Below are 19902 nucleotides of genomic sequence, written 5' to 3'. Positions count from 1 at the left end.
GCTACTTACTGATCGAGCTTTTTCAGAAACTCCTTGATCTCATCCAGCTCTTCTTTGGATGTATTGCGGTTGCCGAAGAGTTGCATCACCAGGCTGGTGGCCGAGCCGTTGTACATCGAATCTACAAAGCGGTCCAGCAGTTTATTTTTAGTTTTTCCCTCCTCTTCCGCCGGGCTGTATACGTGCTTCATGCTGCTTTCGTCGCGGGTCACCAGGCCCTTCTCCGCCATGATCTGCATCAGCTTCAGCGTGGAGGAGTACTGTACCTGGCGCTTCTCTTCGTTCAACTTATCATTCACGAAACGGACCGTCGATGGACCGTGCTGCCATAGTACCTGTAGTATTTCCAGTTCTGATTTTGTGGGTTCCATACCTCTCTTATTGATCACTCAACCAAAGGTAGGAAAAGTTTCGTACGAAGCAATACCTAGCCCCTACTTTTTATTAATCAGTATATGCTCATCCAATTCACGTCTGTGAATGCAGTGTTCAAAAAGTGAAAATAATAAGTATGATGTGGCAAAGAATTGATTTTTTATTTCTAAAATAATAAATTAAAAATCAGCTTGATAGGTCTGTGGAGAAGGCACATATTGATAAACCATATTCTATATTACAGTTACTTACGAAGGAGAGTCCACTTAAACAGTCTGATCTTTCTACACTAAACTCCACACCTATATATGAATACTATCCCTGGTACCTTGTATAAATTCTTGTGTCTTTTTGTAGCATTAAATCTTTTAGTTAGCTGTGGTAAGACTACTCCCGAACCTACTACTCTCCCTGCTGTAGAAAACTACCTGAAAAATATTATACAGCTTATGAAGACAAACTCCCTGCATAGGAAGACGATTGATTGGGATAGCTTTACAACTCAGGTTTTGGGACGGGCCAAAGGGGCTCAAAACATTGATGAGCCCAGTGTCAACGCAGCCATCATACAAGCCCTTACTCTACTAGATGATTCTCACAGTCTATTTATTACCCATAAAGGCTCCTACCTTTATGGAGCGGGGCGCCAGAGCTGCTCAGACGAAGCTCCGGCTTTACCTGCTCTGGGTAATGATATCGGCTATATAAAGATCAGTGGTTTCAGTGGTGGAGGAAGTGACGCGCAAGGACATGCAGAGACAATTCAGAATGAAATACGACGCGCCGATTCACCTACCCTGCGCGGCTGGATAATAGACCTGAGAGGCAACACAGGGGGTAACATGTGGCCTATGTTAGCCGGAGTAGAGCCTATTTTGGGGGAGGGTACCCTGGGCTATTTTGTCGATCCTGATGGTAATACCTTTGCCTGGACTAAGGACTACCCCAATTATAGTAAGGTGACGTTCCCTTACACCCTATATAAACCTAATCCCAAAGTAGCTGTACTGACCGATCGGTTGACGGCCAGCTCGGGAGAAGCAGTAGCGATTGCCTTCAGGGGCCGCCCCAATACCCGCAGTTTTGGTAAACCCACTTGTGGTCTTTCTACCGCCAATGCTAGGTTTCCGCTTTTAAACGGAGCCTCCCTCGTTCTTACGGTTGCCACCATGGCTGACCGCACCAGTAAGGAATATGGCAAAACCGTAGAACCTGATGTCCTGGAAGCTAATCAGCAACTCTACCTGGAAAAAGCCCTGGCGTGGCTACGTGAGCCGTAGGCAAATAGAAAGCTCCAGAGTACTTAGGTGTAGGTAAAGCTTTTTTCTACTATACTCCTGCTTCCTATCCGGCATTAGTACCTCTTGTTGTAGCTTGACTTTCTGCACTACTTCCCAGATCCGTAACCGATCCGGAGTAGCAGGGATAAGTACCTTAAAGCTTTGGTTATGGATACTTCTATCCCAGGCAAAGACCATCTCTTCATTAAAACATTACCTTTTGCTATTCGCATGGTTTTTTTAGGATACATGGATCACATGTTCCACTAAAAACAGAAGATATGGCAAGTGTACAGAAAGAATTGATGAAAGGGGCTGTTGCCGGAGCAGTAGCGGTATGGCTGATGGACAGGATGACGCGGTATATGTACAGGCATGAAGACCGGGATGCGTACAAACAGGAAAAAGAGGCGCAGATAGACGATAAATACGTAGCCTTTGTGGCAGCCGACAAGATAGCCAATACGGTCGGGGTCAAGATGAATGACCAGCAGGAGTACATAGCCGGCAAAACCGTCCACTATCTACTGGGTATTGTACCGGGCGCTCTGTATGCACTTATGCGCCACCGCGTCAAAGGCCTGAACAAAGCGCACGGGCTACTTTACGGGCTAGGCCTGTTTATAGTAATGGATGAATTAATGGCGCCCGCGGCCGGCCTGGCATCCGGCCCTCTGGCTTATCCGTGGCAGGCACATGCCCGGGGGCTGGTGGGGCACCTTAGATTAGGATTATCCACTGATACGGTAGTTCGGGCCCTGGACAAGGTGGTAGACTAGCAAACGATCAGCCCGCTGCTGTTGATGGAGCAGCCCATAAAAAAAGCCCCGCAGTACTTACAGGTACGCGGGGCTTTTTGTCAATTGGCTTTCTCTATTACTTCTTCTCCGGCATCAGTACCACCTTGATGTAGTTAGACTCATCCAGGTACTTCTGAGCGGCAGCTTTGGTACTTGCAGCAGATACCTGCTTCAGGAGCTCCGGCTGCTTGAATACCTCATCCAGATCATCGCCGTAGAACAGGTTGCTGGATATGTAGCCCCGCCAAAATTCGTTGGTCCGTACGTCTACTTCGAGCTTACGATTCGTTTCGGCCACGAACTTCTGAATATCCTGCGGGTTTGCCCCCTTCTGCTTGATCTTGTTGATCTCTTCCAGGGTGCGATTTACCAGTTTATCCACGTTTTCAGGACCACAGCCAAAGCCGATCTGGAAGCGGTAGCGACCGGAGGGAAACTTGTCAGTACCTTCGGATACTCCTACTCCGTATACTCCACCTTCCTCTTCGCGTAGCGCCTCAATAAGTTTGATCTGCAGTACCTCCTGCAGGGCCTCAATCTGTACGTTATTCTCGGGGCTGTACTCGTACTCCCCGCTGAATATCATGGTCACACGACTCTTGGGTTCCAGACCTTTGTATACGGTCTTTTCAATGCGGCCTTTGGGGGGGAATATACCCGGGTGCTTGAAGGAATCATCACGGCTGGTAGCGGGCAGACCACCGATGTACTTTTCAAGCAGGGGCCTGATCTCCTCTTCCTTAAAGGCTCCTACGAAGGTGAATACAAAGTCGGAGGCATCAGCAAAGCGATCTTTGTAGATCTCCATAGCCCGGTCCAGATTAACCTTATCAATGCGCTCGGGCGTCAGGGGACGGCGGCGCGGATTATTATTAGTAAGGACGCTGGTCAGAGTATCGGAGTATACCTTCTCGGGAGTAGGTGTCTTGAGCATGTTCTCGAGGTAGGCCTTCTGGTTAGTAAGGATACCCTGTACTACCTCCGTATCCTTACGGGGAGCCGTGAAGTAGGCATACACCAGTTGCAGTGCCGACTCCAGGTCCTTGGGACTGGCGCTGCCGGATATACCTTCGGTCAGTTCGCTTATGTAAGGCCGCACGTTGACACTCTTGCCCGCCAGGTACTTCTGCAGCTGCGTCTGGCTGTAATTACCTACCCCACCTGCTCCAATCAGCGAAGCGGCAAACAGGCCCGTTTCGATATCGTCGGGGTACAGCGAGGTACCTCCCTTAGCCGTAGCGTCGAACAGGATCTGGTCGTTTTTGAAGTCCGTAGGCTTCAGCATTACTTTCACACCATTGCCCAGGGTCAGCTCGGTGACTCCCAGCTTCGGGTGCTTCTTCTCACTAACTACCTTCGAACCTTTGGGCTCGGTAGGCAACAGCGGCTGGTCTACGGCATCATCCACATAGGCCGTTACATCCTTGCCGGCAGTAGCCAGTATCTCCTTCACCTTTGCCTCCGTAGGGAGCTGCGCTTTGGCTGACTCAGGTCCCATGATTACTACGGCCCGGTTTTTATCCGTGATGAATCGCTTAGCTAATGAATTCACCTCTTCCAGCTTTACGCCTTCCAGGTTCTTTTTCACAAAGTCATAGTAGTAGTCGATGCTCACTGAAGGCTCCCCATCCAGGAAGTGCTGTATGTACTCCTGGGTGTAGTTAGCCGATTTGGTTTTATCACGCTCCCGGTATGCCTGTTCGATCTGGTTCAGGAAAGATGCTTTGGCGCGATCCAGCTCCGAGGCCGTAAAGCCAAACTTCTGCACGCGGGCGTTTTCTTCCAGCAGGGTAGTCAGGGCCTTCTCTACGCCACCGGGGTCTTTGGCCAGCGCGATGGACGAGAAGGCATCCAGGTTGCTCAGGAAGTCGCCGTAGCTGCTGTATCCCACCAGGAAGGGCGGATTGGCATTCTGAGTCAGCTCCTGCATACGATCTCCCAGCATCGAGTTGAACAGGGACCGGGCTATGGCATTACGCATGTCCAGCAAGTTCTTGTCTTTGATCTCGGGCTGCTTATAGATCACCTGTACTACGTTTTGGGGGTACTCAGGGTCCGTTACCACTGCCACTTTTGTTGAGCCATCCAGCGGTATAGTATATTCGGTGCGCTTCTTAGGTGTCTTGGGAGCTTCGATCCGGCTGAATTTCTCCTTGATCAGATTCTCCACTCTCGATACGTCAAAATCCCCCACGGCCACGACCGCCATCAGATCCGGACGGTACCAATCTTTGTAGAATTGCCGGATGGTTTCGGGCTTGAAGTTCTGAAGAATGCTGTCTTTACCGATGGGGAGCCGCTGGGCATAGCGCGAGTTGCCCAGGATCATGGGGAAGTACTCGTCGCGCATACGTTGCTGCGCTCCGCGTCCCAGGCGCGACTCTTCCAGTACTACGCCCCGCTCTTTGTTAATATCATCCGTTTCCAGCAGGGCGTTGTGCGCCCAGTCTTCAAGTACCTGCAAGCCCTTCTCCAACAGACCCGCCGAGTCGGTCGGGATGGGGAGCATGTATACCGTTTCGTCAAAGCTGGTGTAGGCGTTGAGGTCAGCTCCAAAGCGTACCCCCGTCTTCTGCAGGAAGTCTACGAGCTGGTTTTTGGGGAAGTTTTTGGTGCCATTGAAGTTCATGTGCTCCATGAAGTGCGCCAGTCCCTGCTGGGCATCGTTTTCCAGGATAGAGCCGGCTTTGATCACCAGGCGAAGCTCAGCACGATTCTGCGGCTCAGCATTCTTGCGTATGTAGTAGGTAAGGCCGTTCTTGAGCTTACCGACTTTTACCTGCGGATCAAAGGGAATGGGTTGTTTGGACAGGTCCTGCGCCAGAGCCGGGACTACCAGCATCACCAGCAGTAACCAGCTCCAACTGTATTGCAGACGTTTCATAACATTCATTCAGGTTAGGTTTTGTGTTATAGTGTAGTTAACGGTGAAAACTGATTGACTGTTACATTCAGAATAATCAGTGGGTATACTTCATCCCCTAAATGTAATAAAGTAGAGCGTTACCTCTAATAGAATATATGATCAGCGGAAAGTATCTGACTGTAGCAACCGTTCCAGCTTGCGGTGTAACTCTATCAGTTCAAATACTCCTTCGCCCCAGAACAGATCGTGTACCTTGGCGGCATACTCCGGATTGTCTGAGCGCATGAGTTGGTTGACCTCCCGGCGTTGCCGGGCCAGCCAGTCTATTATTTCTTCAGTTCGTAGAATGGAACTCTGACCGGGCTTTACGGCCGACGTAGCTGTTAACTCCCGTGCCATACGCTCCATCTCCTGCCTGATATCGTGCAGGTACCTCATCAGGATCGGGTCGTGGGGCTGATAGCCAGGATGCCTTTTACAAAATAGACCCAAATTGACCAGACTGGACAGCTGATAGTACACCGACAGTACTACCTGCTGACTACTAGTCAGGAAGTCTTTCTGCGCAGGTATTTCGTTTTTGGTAAGCCGGTAGGCATTAGTCAGGTCATCCATCTGTACGTAAGCGTCCTTACGGCTTAGCTTATAGCTCGTAGCATCGAAGCCATCCGTCTGCAGCTGAACCAGTATGGTAGCCAGAAAATCGCTATTGCCCCGGATAGCTTTGCCGATCGCCTGGGGTAGTTTCTGTTTCTCCCAGTAGGGCAACACGTACCGGATCGACAGCCAGCACAAAGCCGCCGCCAGCAGGGTATCGAGCAGCCGGTACCAGGCAGCCGTCGGCAGCTCCCGGTGCAGGTAGCGGTAGAAGAATAGTATGAATAGCGTAAAAAACAACGAAGAGATAGCGTACTGCCGCTTGATAAAGGAAAAAGCGATAAACATGGAGGTCAGAAAGATCAGCATGCTTATCTGAAAACCGGGCCGGAATACATAGAATATAGTTAGGCCCACCGCAGCCCCTGCCACGGTACCTATTACCCGCTGGGACAAGCGCTGCCTGGACAGACTAAACCCCGGCTTCAGTATCACGAGCACCGTCAGTAAGGCCCAGCTAGGGTTGCCAAACTGAAGCAGATCAGCCAGGGTATAGGCCACTACTGCCGTCAGGGCCGTTCGGAGGGCAAAGCGAAAAAAGCCGGATTGTAGACTAAGGTGATTTCTCAGAAAGTCCAGACTGATGCTCTCGCGGTCGGCAAACTGACGAAGCTGGGTCTGTCCCATATCAATCGGCGACACCTGCCGCCCCATGATCTCCTGCATGCGGGTGAGCAGGGTCAACTGGTGCTCACTGTATACCTGTACCCGACGCAGGGTTCGGTAGATACCCGATGAGGTAGGATGCGAAGCCGCCTGTATCTTCATGGTATCCAGGTAGCCATTGAGCCGGGCCAGCGCCTGACTGGCCTCACTGTCTGCGGTGGGGCTGCTGTCTTCTTTGGCCCCTCCCTGCCACTGGTCAGCCAGGTACCTGAGCCGGTTGACCGCGTACGTATTCAGCGAACGAAGCAGGGGAAGCGTATTTGTGCCGGGTAACTGATCCGCCACCGCGTGTATAGACCAGGAAGAAGCCGTGGCCAACTCAAAGATATCCACCAGATTGGCAAAGAAAAAGGTAGCCCGCCCCATGTACGTAGCCGGATTGGTGAGGTTGATGGGCTCGCGCAACAGAACCTCCCGGATCTGCTGGTGCGCTTCTACGACTTCGCCCTGCTTCTGAGAGAGGTTAAGAAGTACTTCCTGCAGGTCGATGTTGGGCTCGAAAAGCTTAGCCTGCATGTCCAGGTACTCGGCAGTCAGGTGCAGACACTCCTGTATACGCCGCCTGAGCTGCCGGGGACGCTGCAGAAAGTGCATGACTACGGCATACAGGATGTACCACGCTACACCCGCCAGTATATAGCCTGCCCTGTCCAGCGCTTCGGATAAGGTTCCTATATTTTCGGCCATGCTCAGTCCGATCATGATGGACAGACTCAGCAGCAGGGCTACTATACTGAAACTGGCGCTAAGCGGGGCCACCAGACTCAGTGAAAACACAAACAGGAATATGAGAGGAGCCGTCAGATAGGGATTGTGAGCTACTTGCGTAAAAATGACGAAGATCAAAGCGGAAAGTACACCCGACAGCGTCATGAGTGCGACCTTCTTAGGGAGTGCAATGGCGATATCTATGCCATGTACAAACATAGAGCCCAACAGCAGGAAAATACCTTCTTGCGGATACCCCATCAGGTTAGCAATCACCAAAGGAATGGACGCGCCGATGGTAAAGCGAAAGGCTGATTCAGTATCTTCCGAAGTCAGATAACTCTGTAATGTCATAAATGGTGTGGTACGGCGTATAAACCTCTGCAAATAAGGTCTACAACTTTCTATTTTGCTAATATAACTTCCCTTTACACACTTTTACTGATCAGGAGGAACTTCTTCATCTGCAATCCAACATTTCTTTATTATTTTTAATAATATTGCTTTACAAATTAAAATCTTTAACAAAATGTCAGTATTTGCTCGGTATTTCGTTACTGAGTCTATATTCTAATACCAATTTATAATGAAAAAACTACTCCCCTATCTCCTGGCTTCTGCTCTTGCACTGCCCGCTGCGGCTCAGCAGCATTCAGAGCAGCACCACGTCAACTACATCCCTCCCAAAGACCCGCTGGTACAGCAGAAGCTCGACCAGTGGCAGGATGTTAAGTTTGGCCTAATGATGCACTGGGGTACTTACAGCCAGTGGGGTATCGTGGAGTCATGGTCGCTGTGCCCGGAAGATGAAGGCTGGTGCGAACGCCGCGGTCCACACTCACATAGCTGGTACGAGTACAAGAAGGCGTACGAAGACCTGCCCAAGAGCTTCAACCCGGTCAAATTCAACCCGGAGAAGTGGGCCAAAGCCGCGAAGAACGCCGGTATGAAGTACGTGGTATTCACGACGAAGCACCACGACGGCTTCTCGATGTTTGATACCAAGCAGAGCGACTATAAGATCACTAATACGCCCTTTGGCAGCAACCCACGCAGCAACGTAGCTAAGGAGATATTCTCGGCCTTCCGGAACGAAGGCTTCATGACCGGAGCGTACTTCTCCAAGCCCGACTGGCACTCTAACGACTACTGGTGGTCGTACTTTCCTCCCAAGGATCGTAACCCATCCTACCACCCTGAGAAGTACCCTGAGAAGTGGGAGAATTTTAAGAAATTCACCTACAACCAGATCGAAGAGCTCATGACCGATTACGGCAAGATAGATATCCTGTGGCTGGATGGCGGCTGGGTACGCCCGGAGAGTACTATTGACACTACTGTTAGCTGGCAGAAGACGATTCCGTTTGATCAGGATATCAATATGGCCAAAATTGCCGGCATGGCCCGAAGCCACCAGCCCGGCCTGCTGGTCGTAGACCGCACCGTAACCGGTGAGTTTGAGAACTACGTAACTCCCGAGCAGCAGATCCCGGACGAGTACCTGGCTATCCCCTGGGAGTCATGCATGACGATGGGCAGCTCCTGGTCGTACGTACCTAAGGAGAATTTCAAGTCGACGCATCAACTGGTACATACCCTGGTTGATATCGTAGCCAAAGGCGGTAACCTGCTCCTCAACGTAGCTCCCGGTCCTGATGGCGAGTGGCACGACGAAGCGTACCAGCGTCTGGAAGAAATCGGTACTTGGATCAAGGTCAACGGTGAAGGCATCTATGGCACTACGCCCGTGGCACCTTACCGCCAGGGCAAGTGGGCTTTCACTCAGAAAGGGGATACTAAGTATGCCTTCTATATGGCGGAACCGGGTGAAGCCCTGCCTACCCGCGTGCAGATAGAGGGAATCACTATTCCTGCCAAGGCACGTATCACTATGCTGGGGGCTAAAAAACCGCTACGGGTAAAGAATGGAACCATAGAAGTACCAGCCGGTACGCCTGCTCAGCCGGTCTATGGATTTGTGATTAACTAATATTCTTTACAGATTTCACATTAGGAAATCACGGCCGTTAGGCTTTTATTTACTGATAGTGAAGCACTCTTGAATCTTGAAAATGAAAAAACTTGTAGTACTTTTTGCATTAATTACGCATAGCCTGCTAGCACAGGTACCTCCCAAGCCGTACGGCGCGTTGCCGTCCGAACGGCAGCTTAAGTGGCACGACACGGAGCTCTATGGCCTGATTCACTTTACACCTACTACCTACGAAAATAAGGAATGGGGCTACGGCGATGCCGATCCGAAGGTGTTTAACCCTACCGACTTCGACGCCGAGCAGATCGTACTGGCGGCCAAAGCAGGCGGACTCCGCGGGCTGGTACTGGTAGCAAAGCACCACGATGGCTTTGCCCTGTGGCCTACCAAGACCACCGACTACAATATCTCAAAAAGCCCTTTCCGCGACGGTAAGGGGGATATGGTACGGGAGTTTGAGCAGGCAGCTCGTAAGCACGGTATGCAGTTTGGGGTGTACTGCTCGCCCTGGGACCGCAACAGCGCGGCCTACGGCAGCCCTGAGTACATCAAGATCTACCGTGACCAGCTCCGGGAACTGTACTCCAACTACGGCCCCTTATTTATGTCGTGGCATGATGGTGCCAATGGTGGTGACGGCTACTACGGGGGCGCCCGCGAAAAGCGCTCCATCGACAACACCACTTACTACGGCTGGGACTCGACCTGGACCAACCTAACCCGTAAGCTACAACCTACAGCAAATATATTTAGTGATATAGGCTGGGATGTACGCTGGGTAGGCAATGAAAAAGGTATCGCCTCTGAAACGCACTGGGCTACGTTTACACCTCAGCCTCCGGCTGGCAAAAATGTAGCCGTACCCGGGCAGGCCAATTACCCCGAAAGCCCTGTAGGACACCGTGATGGTCAGTTCTGGATGCCTGCCGAGTGTGACGTCCCTCTCCGGAAGGGTTGGTTTTACCACCCTGAGGAAAAGCCGCGCTCACCCCAGGAGCTCTTTGACCTGTACCTGAAAAGCGTCGGACGCGGAGCAGGACTTGATCTGGGACTGGCGCCGGATACTCGTGGTAAACTGCACGAAGATGACGTAGCTTCGCTGAAGACCTTTGGCGATAAGCTACAGAAAACCTTTGCTACTAATCTGGCCCAGAACGCCTTTATCCGGGCATCAAACGTACGCGGATTTAATTCCATCTACGGCACCAAAAACCTGGTAGATAAGAACAAAAGCACCTATTGGGCTACCGACGACGACTATAAAACCCCCGATCTGATTATAGATATGTACCAGCCCAGGCAATTTGATATCATCACACTGGGTGAGCACATCAAGCTGGGGCAGCGTATCGAAGCCTTCGCGGTGGATATTCAGGAAGGTGAAACCTGGAAAGAAATACACAAGGGTACCAGCGTGGGTGCGAAGCGTATTGTAAAGCTTCCGGCTCCTGTTACGGCTCAGAAGGTGCGTGTTCGTATCACGAAGTCACCCGTTGGGATGGCGATGAGCGAATTAGGTATTTATAAAGAAGCCGAGTAATCTATTCATTAACAAACACAATTTTTCTAAACCCCTATGGAATCTACCTTACGGACGCAGGTCCTGAAAGCAGTAGCCATCGTAGCCATAGCCTCAGCGGCGGTTTCGTGCCGTACGCAGGCTCCTGGTAGAAGTACCGGTACCACTACCAGTACTTCTACTTCCGAGCGGCTGACGGAGCAGAGTCTGATACCCATGCCGGTATCAGTAACGGCTACTAATAATTCGTTTGAATTGACCAGTAATACCAACATCTATGTACAGGAAGGCTCCCAGGAACTGAGGAGCATTGGACAGTATCTGGCTGGTATACTTAATCCCTCTACGGGATTAGGCATGGATGTACAAACTACCCAACGTGCTCCTAAGCAGGGAAACATCTACCTGTCTCTCCGCAATGATGCCGCCCTGGGCGATGAGGGTTACGAACTAACCATTACCCGCGACGGCGTACAACTGGTAGCTAATAAACCAGCCGGTGTATTCCGTGGTATTCAGACGCTGCGCCAGAGCCTGCCGGCCCGGGTGGAGATGAATAGCCAACAGGCTGGTCCCTGGCAGATCCCTACGGGTACAATCCGTGACTTCCCTACCTACGAGTACCGGGGAGCCATGCTGGACGTAGCCCGTCATTTCTTCAGTGTAGAGGATGTAAAGCGGTATATTGATCTCATCGCGGCTTATAAGATGAATGCCCTGCACCTGCACCTGGCCGATGACCAGGGCTGGCGCATCGAGATCAAATCATGGCCCAAGCTGACTACCCACGGGGGCAGCACGCAGGTCGGTGGTGGTAAAGGCGGCTTCTACACCCAGGAGCAGTACAAGGATCTGGTTCAATATGCGCAGTCCCGCTACATCACCATCATCCCGGAGATAGATATGCCCGGCCATACCAATGCCGCCCTGGCCTCTTATCCTGAGCTCAACTGTGACGATAAAGCCCGTGAACTGTATACCGGCACGGAAGTAGGATTCAGTACGCTTTGCACCGGTAAAGAGATTACTTATAAGTTTATAGATGACGTGGTGCGTGAACTGGCTGCGCTTACACCGGGGCCATTCCTTCACATGGGTGGTGATGAGTCGCACGTGACGCCTATGAAAGATTACATTCCCTTCATTAATCGGGTACAGGATATCGTTCAAAAGCACGGCAAGCGCATGATCGGCTGGGATGAAGTTACTAACGCTAAATTGAAACCCAGCACAGTAGCACAATTCTGGGCCAAAGCTGATTACGCTAAGTCGGCCGCTCAGCAGGGTGCTAAGGTTATCATGTCGCCAGCTACCAAGGCTTATCTGGATATGCAGTACGATTCTACCAGTAAGTATGGTTTGCACTGGGCTGCTTACATCGAACTGGACAGCGCCTATATCTGGGACCCCGCTACCATGGTACCCGGAGTGACCAAAGCCAACATACTGGGAGTAGAGGCCCCCATCTGGACCGAAACCCTGACCAATATGGAGCAGCTGGAGTACATGGCATTCCCTCGTCTGCCCGGTATCGCCGAGGTGGCCTGGTCACCCAGCACCGTACGCGACTGGAACACCTATAAAGTAAGGTTAGGTAAGCACGCCGCCCGCATGAAAGCAATGGGTATTGACTTCTATCCTTCCAAAAAGGTACAGTGGACGGAGCAGTAAGAATTTTGAGTTCTGAATGATGAATTCTGAATAGACTCAGCCCCTATCAAAGAGCCCCGGTAGCATTAGCTACTGGGGCTCTGCTTTTTAACCTATTCATAACTCAAAATTCACCGCGCGGCGGCCGCAAATTCAGACTTTTAGATAATCTCAATCCTCAACTGCTCATCTTCGGGGTAGGCGGTGCAGGTGAGTACCCAGCCCTGCTCCAAATCACGCTCAGTAAGTACGTCGTTGATACTCATGTACAGCGAGCCGCTCCGACACAGGCCCGCACATACAGAGCACCGTCCTCCTTTACAGCTGTAAGGCAACGGTATGCCCGCGTTGAGCGCGGCCTGTAGCACCGTAGTATAGGCCGGTACGTGTAGCAGATGCTCCTGCCCCATAAACTGTAGCTTTATATCGTGTGCCTCAGACTCGCGGGGAGGCCTGGGGGGCGCGTCTATGACAAAGTTCTCCTTGCGAATCTGCTCTTTGCCAAAGCCCATAAACAGCAGCGTGATCTCAATGGTACGCATCAACTCAAAGGGGCCGCACAGAAAGAAGCGCGCCCGTCCGGGTGCATGGCGAAGAGCTCCATTAATAAATCTTTCAATCCATTTGTTATTAAGTCGCCCCTGCTGCCCGGTCCAGTCGTCGGAGGGCTGGCTCAGGATATGGACTATCCGCAATCGCTCCGGAAAGCGCTGCTGCCATTCATTGAGCTGCTTATAGAATATAATCTCCCGCTCGCTCCGGTTGGCATAAAGCAGAGTGACGGTACTGTTGGGTTCGTCGGTCAGGGTTTGTTTCAGAATGGAGAACAGAGGAGTAATACCACTACCAGCCGCAATCAGTACAATATCACGCGGCTCGCCGCGGTCGGCCGCTCCATCGGTCTTATCCAGGGTGAAGCGTCCGGCGGGAGGCAGAGCCGTCAGCACATCTCCCGCCTTCACCGTGTCGAGCCAATAGCGCGAGATAGTACCATTGACCATGCGCTTGACGGTTATAGCCGGAAACAGATCTACACCCGGTGCGGTATGCATAGAGTAAGAGCGCCGCACCTGCTGCCCGTGGTAGTCAAGCATCAGCGTCAGGAACTGCCCCGCCCGGTACCTTAAAGGGTCTCCGTCTACCGTCTCCAGCACCAGGGTTTTGGCATCATAGGTTTCTGTAATAACTTCTTTTACACGTAAGTGAATGGTATGTTCCTGCATTATAGACTTCTTATAGCTATTCAACATGTACTAATTATCTAACAATATAGATCTGAAATTGATTAGTCCCATGTATAGGCGCCCCCAGCACCAGATCAATTCAACATGCATCAGTACAACAAATTATAAGTAAGTGACAAAATAGCAAGTAAAATAGTACCGCAGGTGACTTCTATTAGTGCTATCAGTCCGAATCAGGTAGTAAGTTATAGCAACGATCTGTTAGTCAATCTATATGGTATGACTAGGTGTTAATGGATATTATGGATATGTTCAGTAGTCTATCTACCAGAATCTTATATCGAAAACATACCTGGCTAGATCTGAAAGCCTCTATCCTGGTTTTACTTGACTTTTTTACGGGTACGCACCCGCAGTCGTTGTCTTAACTATTCTATAGTAGGTTCTATAGACAGTCACCTGACTCAAGTAGCAATTTTTAAATTTTCAACCCATTACTAGCTAAAGCATGATGAAACATTTGCATTCCAAACATGGAATCCTATTCTCACTTTGCGTACTGCTGTGCATGGCATTGCTGCCTGCCCTATCGTACGCACAGGGAGTTAGTGTCAGAGGTACCATCACCGGTGCCGATACTAACGAGCCCCTTCCTGGTGTAAGTGTGATCGTAAAGGGCACTAATCAGGGTACTACCACCGATGCGTCGGGTACTTATCAGGTGAATGTCCCCGCAGGCAATGCCGTGCTGGTATTCAGCTTTGTCGGCTATTTATCGCAGGAAGTTGCAGTTGGCAACCGCCAGCAGGTCAACGTAAAGCTCGATGCGGACGTAAAGGCGCTGAGCGAGGTGGTAGTAGTAGGATATGGTACCGTCAAGAAAAGTGACCTGACCGGATCGGTATCATCCGTAGGATCAGAAGAGCTAACGGCCTATCCGGCACTGGGAACCGTACAGGCTATGCAGGGCCGTGCAGCCGGAGTACAGATCCAGGCTAACAACGGTGAGCCCGGCGCTTCATTCAAAGTACGTATTCGTGGAGGTACCTCCATCAACGCCAGCAGTGATCCTATCTATGTAGTAGACGGTTTCGTAGGTGGGGCCATTCCCCCTCCGGAAGATATCGAATCACTGGAAGTACTCAAAGATGCTTCGGCAACGGCCATTTATGGCTCACGGGGAGCCAATGGCGTAATCATGATCACCACCAAGCGGGGTAAGTCGGGCAAGCCACGGATAGATTTTAATACTTCTGTTTCATCACAGACCGAAATCAACCGCCTGGACCTGCTGAAACCGAATGATTTTGTAGATTATATTCAGGAAGTTCGTCCTAATTATGTATCGCCGGGAGCCACTACGGACTGGCAGGACGAAATTTTCAGAAGAGGAGGTATCCAAAACCATCAACTATCTATCTCCGGTGGTAACGATGCGGTTAACTACTACCTGTCCGGTGCCCTGTACGACCAAAGCGGTATCATCCTTAATTCAGGATTCAAGCGTTTTTCAATAACAAGTAACATTGAGATAAAAGCCAGCGAACGCCTACGGGTAGGTCTTAACCTGTTTGCCCAGCGTAACGAAAAGCAACAGGCTTATACGCAGGAGGGCTCCGGAGGTCTTACTTCCGGGGTAGTGGCATCTGCTTTCAAATTTGAGCCTGATCTGCCCATCCGCGACCCTCAGACGGGTCGGTTCACGGTAGGACGACTAAATGATCCTATTGATAACCCCTATGCGGTAGCCACGCAGCTACAGAATGAGTCGACCAACGATCGTATTCAGGGTAATTTATTCGCTGAGTATGGTATTCTGGAAAACCTGAAGTTCCGCACTACGATGGGTGCCACCACCAACAGCGGCCGTAGCGGCTATTTTGCACCTACTACTATCAACGCCGGACGTACCGTAGGAGGTCGTGCTGAAGTGGATGGCTCAAAGAGTACTCAGCTCCTGAACGAGAACTACCTGACTTATAATAAGACATTCGGTGCTATACATGACTTCTCGGCCATGGCTGGTTATTCCTACCAGACGTCATCCAGCGAATCATGGGGTGGCGCGGGGCAGTCGTTTATTACGGATGCGGTTTCTTACTGGAATCTGGGCGGATCGTCGGTATGGCTAAGTCCTAACTCGGGCCTCACCGAGTGGCAGCTTGGCTCTTACTACGGCCGGATCAACTACTCCCTGATGGATCGCTACCTGTTTACTGCTAACATCCGCCGCGACGGTTCATCTAACTTTAGCCGTAATCACAAATGGGCCACGTTTCCCTCCGGAGCTTTTGCCTGGAAGATGTCCAATGAGCCTTTCATGCAAAACAGTAATGTGATCAGCCAGTGGAAATGGCGCCTAAGCTACGGTATAACTGGAAATCAGGCCATTGCGCCTTACCAGACGCTGGCCCGATTCTCCAATGTCTACACTATTATCGATGGTCTGCCCGTTAATGCTGTACGACCGACTACCGTTGCTAACAATGACCTGACCTGGGAGAGTACTGCCCAGTTTGACATCGGAGCAGACATAAGCCTTTTCAAGGACAGGATCAACCTGGTACTGGATTACTACCGCATGGTAACAAGTAACCTGCTCTTCAGCGTGCAGCTGCCTCAGTACTCAGGCTACGCCACTCAGCTGCAGAACGTAGGTTCGGTAGAGAACAAAGGATTTGAATTTACCCTGAACTCACGAAACCTGGTGGGAGAATTCAAGTGGAACATGGATATTAACTTCTCTACGAACCGTAACAAAGTACTCGAACTACCAGGTGGTACTGAGCTACAATACAGTGCTGCTCCCGGTCACCTTGTAGGCCTTGGCAATACTCACCTTCTGAAGGAAGGATATCCGGTGGGTAGCTTCTTTGGCTGGATCTACGATGGGGTATATCAGGAAGGAGATGAGTTTCTTCAGGGGGGTGGCTTTGAGCGGGTCGCCGGTGGCGAAAAATTCAGAGATTTAGACGGTGACGGTACACTCAACAGCAATGATCGCACCATCATTGGTAATCCTAACCCTGACTTTATCTGGGGTCTTAACAATGATTTCAGCTATAAAGGCTTTGACCTGAATCTGTTCTTCCAGGGCTCACAGGGCAACGATATCCTGAGCTATACGCTTATGGAGCTTAATCTGCTGTCTGGTATTAACAATGCGACTACCGTAGCACTGAACCGCTGGACACCAACCAATACCAATACGGATGTGCCCCGTGCCTTCAACGGCCGTACCCGCCGGGTATCTACCCGCTGGATCTACGATGGCAGCTACGCCCGTCTTAAAAACCTGGCTATTGGCTATAATTTCCCCGCTACGCTTACCAAGAAACTGGGTATGACCAAGCTTCGTATTTATGCCAGTGCCCAGAACATCCTGACCTTCACGAAGTATGAAGGCTATGATCCGGAGGTAAACTATGCCTCAGAAGGAGCCACCAACAGCAACCGGAACCTGGGTCTTGACTACGGTAGTTACCCCAACGCCAAGTCCTACACCGTAGGCTTGAACGTAGGTTTTTAATGATTTAACAACTAAAAGTACTTAGAAATATGAAGCGTCTCCTATCAATAATTTGTCTTCTGGCCCTGATCGGACAGCTACTGATTAGCTGTGTGGACCTGGAAGAGAGACCGGTCGGGATTCTGGCCCCCGAATCCCTGTTCAAAACTCCGCAGGATGTACGAACTGCCATATTCGGCGCCTACGGCTGGATCGCTACCGAGCGGTTGTACGGCCGGCAGTTTGCTACGGCCCTTATGCTGCGCAGCGACATGGTCGACATTGGCGATCGTGGTACTCCAGCCGAGCGTCAGCAGGTCAATGACTTCAACATGGATGATAACAACAACATGGTGAATCAGTTCTGGCCGATGTGGTACCAGGTAATCAGTGCCGCTAATGCAGCCATCGCAGGTGCCGAGTCCTTAGGTTTACCCGAAGCAGAAATCAACCCTCTCATTGCGGAGGCGCGTTTTGTACGGGCGTTCAGCTACTACCATCTGGTACGTCTGTTCGGTGATGTGCCCTACCTGGACCTCTTTATCTCGGACCCCAATCTGGTAAAGGATATCTCCAAAACACCTGCTGCCACTATCTATCAGAACATTATTGCTGATCTGGAATTTGCTAAACAATGGTTGCCAGACAACCATCCTAACGATGTAAGGAGCCGCCCTACCAAGGGTACCGCTGCTTCATACCTTGCTTCGTTATACCTCACCCTGGCCGATTATCAGAAAGCCTATACAGAAGCCAAGTGGGTGATCGATAATAAGGATCGCTTCAACTATGGCCTGGTGGCTGACTTTCAGGATCTTTTCAGAGCTCCTCAGCCAGGTAATCTCAAAGAACATATCTTTGCCATCGACTTCCTGGGTCTGCAGAACGGTGCCGGCGGAGCCAATGATGATATCATAGCCCCAATGACTGGTATCCGCGGAGCTGATGCTCCCAAGAGCGGATGGAGCGTAGCGGTTCCTTCCATGGCCGTATACAACACCTGGGACTCCCGCGATTATCGTAAAGAGGTTAGCTTTGAAGATTCTATTCTGATTGGTGGTGTACTGCAGCCTTATACTGTATTTGCCAATACCAAACGCCCGCATATCGCTAAGTATACCCGGTTCCCTGGCAACTCCAACACTGAAGGCCGCTACTCTGACCATAACTATGCAGCTATGCGCTACGCCGAAGTACTGCTTATTGCAGCGGAAGCGCTGGCAGAGATCAACGGTGGGCCTAATGCTGAGGCCATCAGCTACATTAACGAAGTACGAGCCAGAGCCAGAAACTGGAATGGCAAGATGACCAACTTCCCCCAGGATGTAACTGCTGCTGGTATGAGTAAGGCTGAATTTATCAATACTGTGCTGGAAGAGCGCCGCCTGGAGCTGGCCTTTGAATACAAGCGCTGGTACGATATTAAGCGCCGTAAGTTAGGACAGGAGGTATTTACCGGGTCTAATTCTCTGGAGCCACACCCTAACTTTGACCCTAACCGCGACTACCTGATGCCACTCCCACGTATTGAGCTTCAGGTCAATCCGAACCTGCTTCCGCAGAATCCCGGCTACTGATCTTAACTTATCATTTATCGTAGCTATTCAGTGAATGGTCCTGCTCCTGTCGTCATAGTGAGCAGGACCATTTTCTTTCACCAGGTCAGAGTAGTTATAGATACCTCATCTGCTACTTTTACCATTATACAACCTAACCCTTAGCGAGTAATGCAAGATCTTCATTCAAGACGTGACTTTATACGCAAGACGGCTCTGGCCGCCAGCGCAGTTCCATTCCTGTCGATGGCCCATGAAGCCTCCGCGGCCGGACCGCAGGCTGCCCTGCCCCCCGTACTGATCTTCTCCAAGCACCTGCAATTCCTGGACTATAAGGAAATGGCGGAGAAGGCGGCACAAATTGGTTTTGACGGTGTAGATCTGACCGTACGTCCCGGTGGACATGTACTACCTGAAAACGTAAAGACCGATCTGCCGCGGGCGGTAGAAGCTATCAAAAAAGCCGGTATACAATCCCTGATGATGACTACAGCCGTGGAAGATGCCAAAGGTACCGATGAGACGGTACTCCGGACTGCCGCCCAGCAGGGTATCAAGTACTACCGCATGAACTGGTACCGCTACAACGATCAGCAGGCCCTGCCGGACACCCTTCAGCAACTACAGAAGCAGGTAACGGCTCTGAGCCAACTCAACAGCAAGCTCGGACTCATCGGCAGCTACCAGAACCACGCGGGTAAGCTGGTGGGAGCCTCGACCTGGGAGATATTTCAGCTCCTGCAGAATGCCAACAAGGAACACATGGGCGTACAGTACGACATCCGCCACGCTACTGTGGAGGGTGGTCTGTCGTGGGAAAATGGCCTGCGACTCCTGCACCCGTACATCAAGATACTGGCTATAAAGGATTTTGTGTGGGCTAATCAGAATGGTAAATGGGGTGTAAAAAATGTACCGTTGGGCGAAGGAATGGTAGATTATAAAAACTACTTCCGCCTGCTGAAGCAGTACGGTGTACAGGTACCCATCTCACTGCACTACGAGTACGATCTGGGAGGGGCCGAGCACGGCTCTAAAACGCCCTCTGTGGACAGAGAAGTAATCTATACTGCCATGAAGCGCGACCTGAACAAGCTAAAAGAAATGTGGCAAATTGCTTAAATAGTACTTACTCCTCTA

12 protein-coding genes are annotated in these 19902 nt (G+C 50.9%); 8 read left to right on the top strand and 4 right to left on the bottom strand.

The genetic code is table 11. From position 1 onward, the window contains the following. Positions 1 to 5: 5 nt before the first annotated feature. Complete coding sequence (locus tag JUB14_RS04075) at positions 6 to 371, bottom strand: BlaI/MecI/CopY family transcriptional regulator (protein WP_207504483.1); 366 nt, start codon at positions 369 to 371, stop codon at positions 6 to 8. Positions 372 to 824: 453 nt separating this feature from the next. Between JUB14_RS04075 and JUB14_RS04070 the strand changes: the two genes are divergently transcribed. Both JUB14_RS04070 and JUB14_RS04065 read left to right on the top strand, forming a co-directional pair. Then, complete coding sequence (locus JUB14_RS04070) at positions 825 to 1655, top strand: S41 family peptidase (protein ID WP_207504482.1); 831 nt, start codon at positions 825 to 827, stop codon at positions 1653 to 1655. Positions 1656 to 1936: 281 nt separating this feature from the next. Then, entirely contained in the window at positions 1937 to 2434 is a 498-nt protein-coding gene (locus JUB14_RS04065; protein WP_207504481.1) for a DUF1440 domain-containing protein, read from the top strand. A 97-nt stretch (positions 2435 to 2531) separates the two neighbouring features. On the opposite strand, the gene JUB14_RS04060 is transcribed toward JUB14_RS04065, so the two are convergent. Further along, positions 2532 to 5297 carry a M16 family metallopeptidase gene (locus JUB14_RS04060; RefSeq protein WP_374757803.1) on the bottom strand — a complete coding sequence of 922 codons (2766 nt, stop codon included), beginning with the start codon at positions 5295 to 5297 and terminating at the stop codon, positions 2532 to 2534. A gap of 183 nt (positions 5298 to 5480) precedes the next feature. Then, positions 5481 to 7706 carry an FUSC family protein gene (locus JUB14_RS04055; RefSeq protein ID WP_207504479.1) on the bottom strand — a complete coding sequence of 742 codons (2226 nt, stop codon included), beginning with the start codon at positions 7704 to 7706 and terminating at the stop codon, positions 5481 to 5483. Positions 7707 to 7938: 232 nt separating this feature from the next. On the opposite strand from JUB14_RS04055, the gene JUB14_RS04050 reads away from it, so the two are divergent. The 3 genes from JUB14_RS04050 (at position 7939) to JUB14_RS04040 (ending at position 12535) form a co-directional block, all read left to right on the top strand. Next, entirely contained in the window at positions 7939 to 9342 is a 1404-nt protein-coding gene (locus JUB14_RS04050) for an alpha-L-fucosidase (RefSeq protein ID WP_207504478.1), read from the top strand. An 82-nt stretch (positions 9343 to 9424) separates the two neighbouring features. Continuing rightward, positions 9425 to 10885 carry an alpha-L-fucosidase gene (locus tag JUB14_RS04045; protein ID WP_207504477.1) on the top strand — a complete coding sequence of 487 codons (1461 nt, stop codon included), beginning with the start codon at positions 9425 to 9427 and terminating at the stop codon, positions 10883 to 10885. 36 nt (positions 10886 to 10921) lie between these two features. Then, on the top strand, positions 10922 to 12535 hold the full coding sequence (locus tag JUB14_RS04040; RefSeq protein ID WP_229367514.1) for a beta-N-acetylhexosaminidase: 1614 nt from the start codon (positions 10922 to 10924) through the stop codon (positions 12533 to 12535). Positions 12536 to 12675: 140 nt separating this feature from the next. Here JUB14_RS04040 and JUB14_RS04035 read toward each other — a convergent pair whose 3' ends face one another. Next, positions 12676 to 13764 (bottom strand): ferredoxin--NADP reductase, encoded by a 1089-nt coding sequence (locus JUB14_RS04035; protein ID WP_229367512.1) that lies wholly within the window; start codon positions 13762 to 13764, stop codon positions 12676 to 12678. 502 nt (positions 13765 to 14266) lie between these two features. Here JUB14_RS04035 and JUB14_RS04030 point away from each other — a divergent pair. The 3 genes from JUB14_RS04030 to JUB14_RS04020 all read left to right on the top strand — a co-directional run bounded on the left by JUB14_RS04030 (position 14267) and on the right by JUB14_RS04020 (position 19884). Next, positions 14267 to 17227: a SusC/RagA family TonB-linked outer membrane protein gene (locus JUB14_RS04030; protein WP_229367511.1), complete on the top strand. Its 2961-nt coding sequence runs from the start codon at positions 14267 to 14269 to the stop codon at positions 17225 to 17227. Positions 17228 to 17256: 29 nt separating this feature from the next. Further along, entirely contained in the window at positions 17257 to 18783 is a 1527-nt protein-coding gene (locus JUB14_RS04025) for a RagB/SusD family nutrient uptake outer membrane protein (RefSeq protein WP_207504475.1), read from the top strand. A 150-nt stretch (positions 18784 to 18933) separates the two neighbouring features. Continuing rightward, complete coding sequence (locus tag JUB14_RS04020; protein WP_207504474.1) at positions 18934 to 19884, top strand: sugar phosphate isomerase/epimerase family protein; 951 nt, start codon at positions 18934 to 18936, stop codon at positions 19882 to 19884. Positions 19885 to 19902: the final 18 nt, after the last annotated feature.

This window comes from Telluribacter humicola, from assembly GCF_017355935.1.
GTDB classification, from domain to species: Bacteria; Bacteroidota; Bacteroidia; order Cytophagales; family Spirosomataceae; genus Telluribacter; species Telluribacter humicola.
Note: the sequence above shows the minus strand (reverse complement) of the source record. Positions and strands in the feature narration are given on the sequence as shown.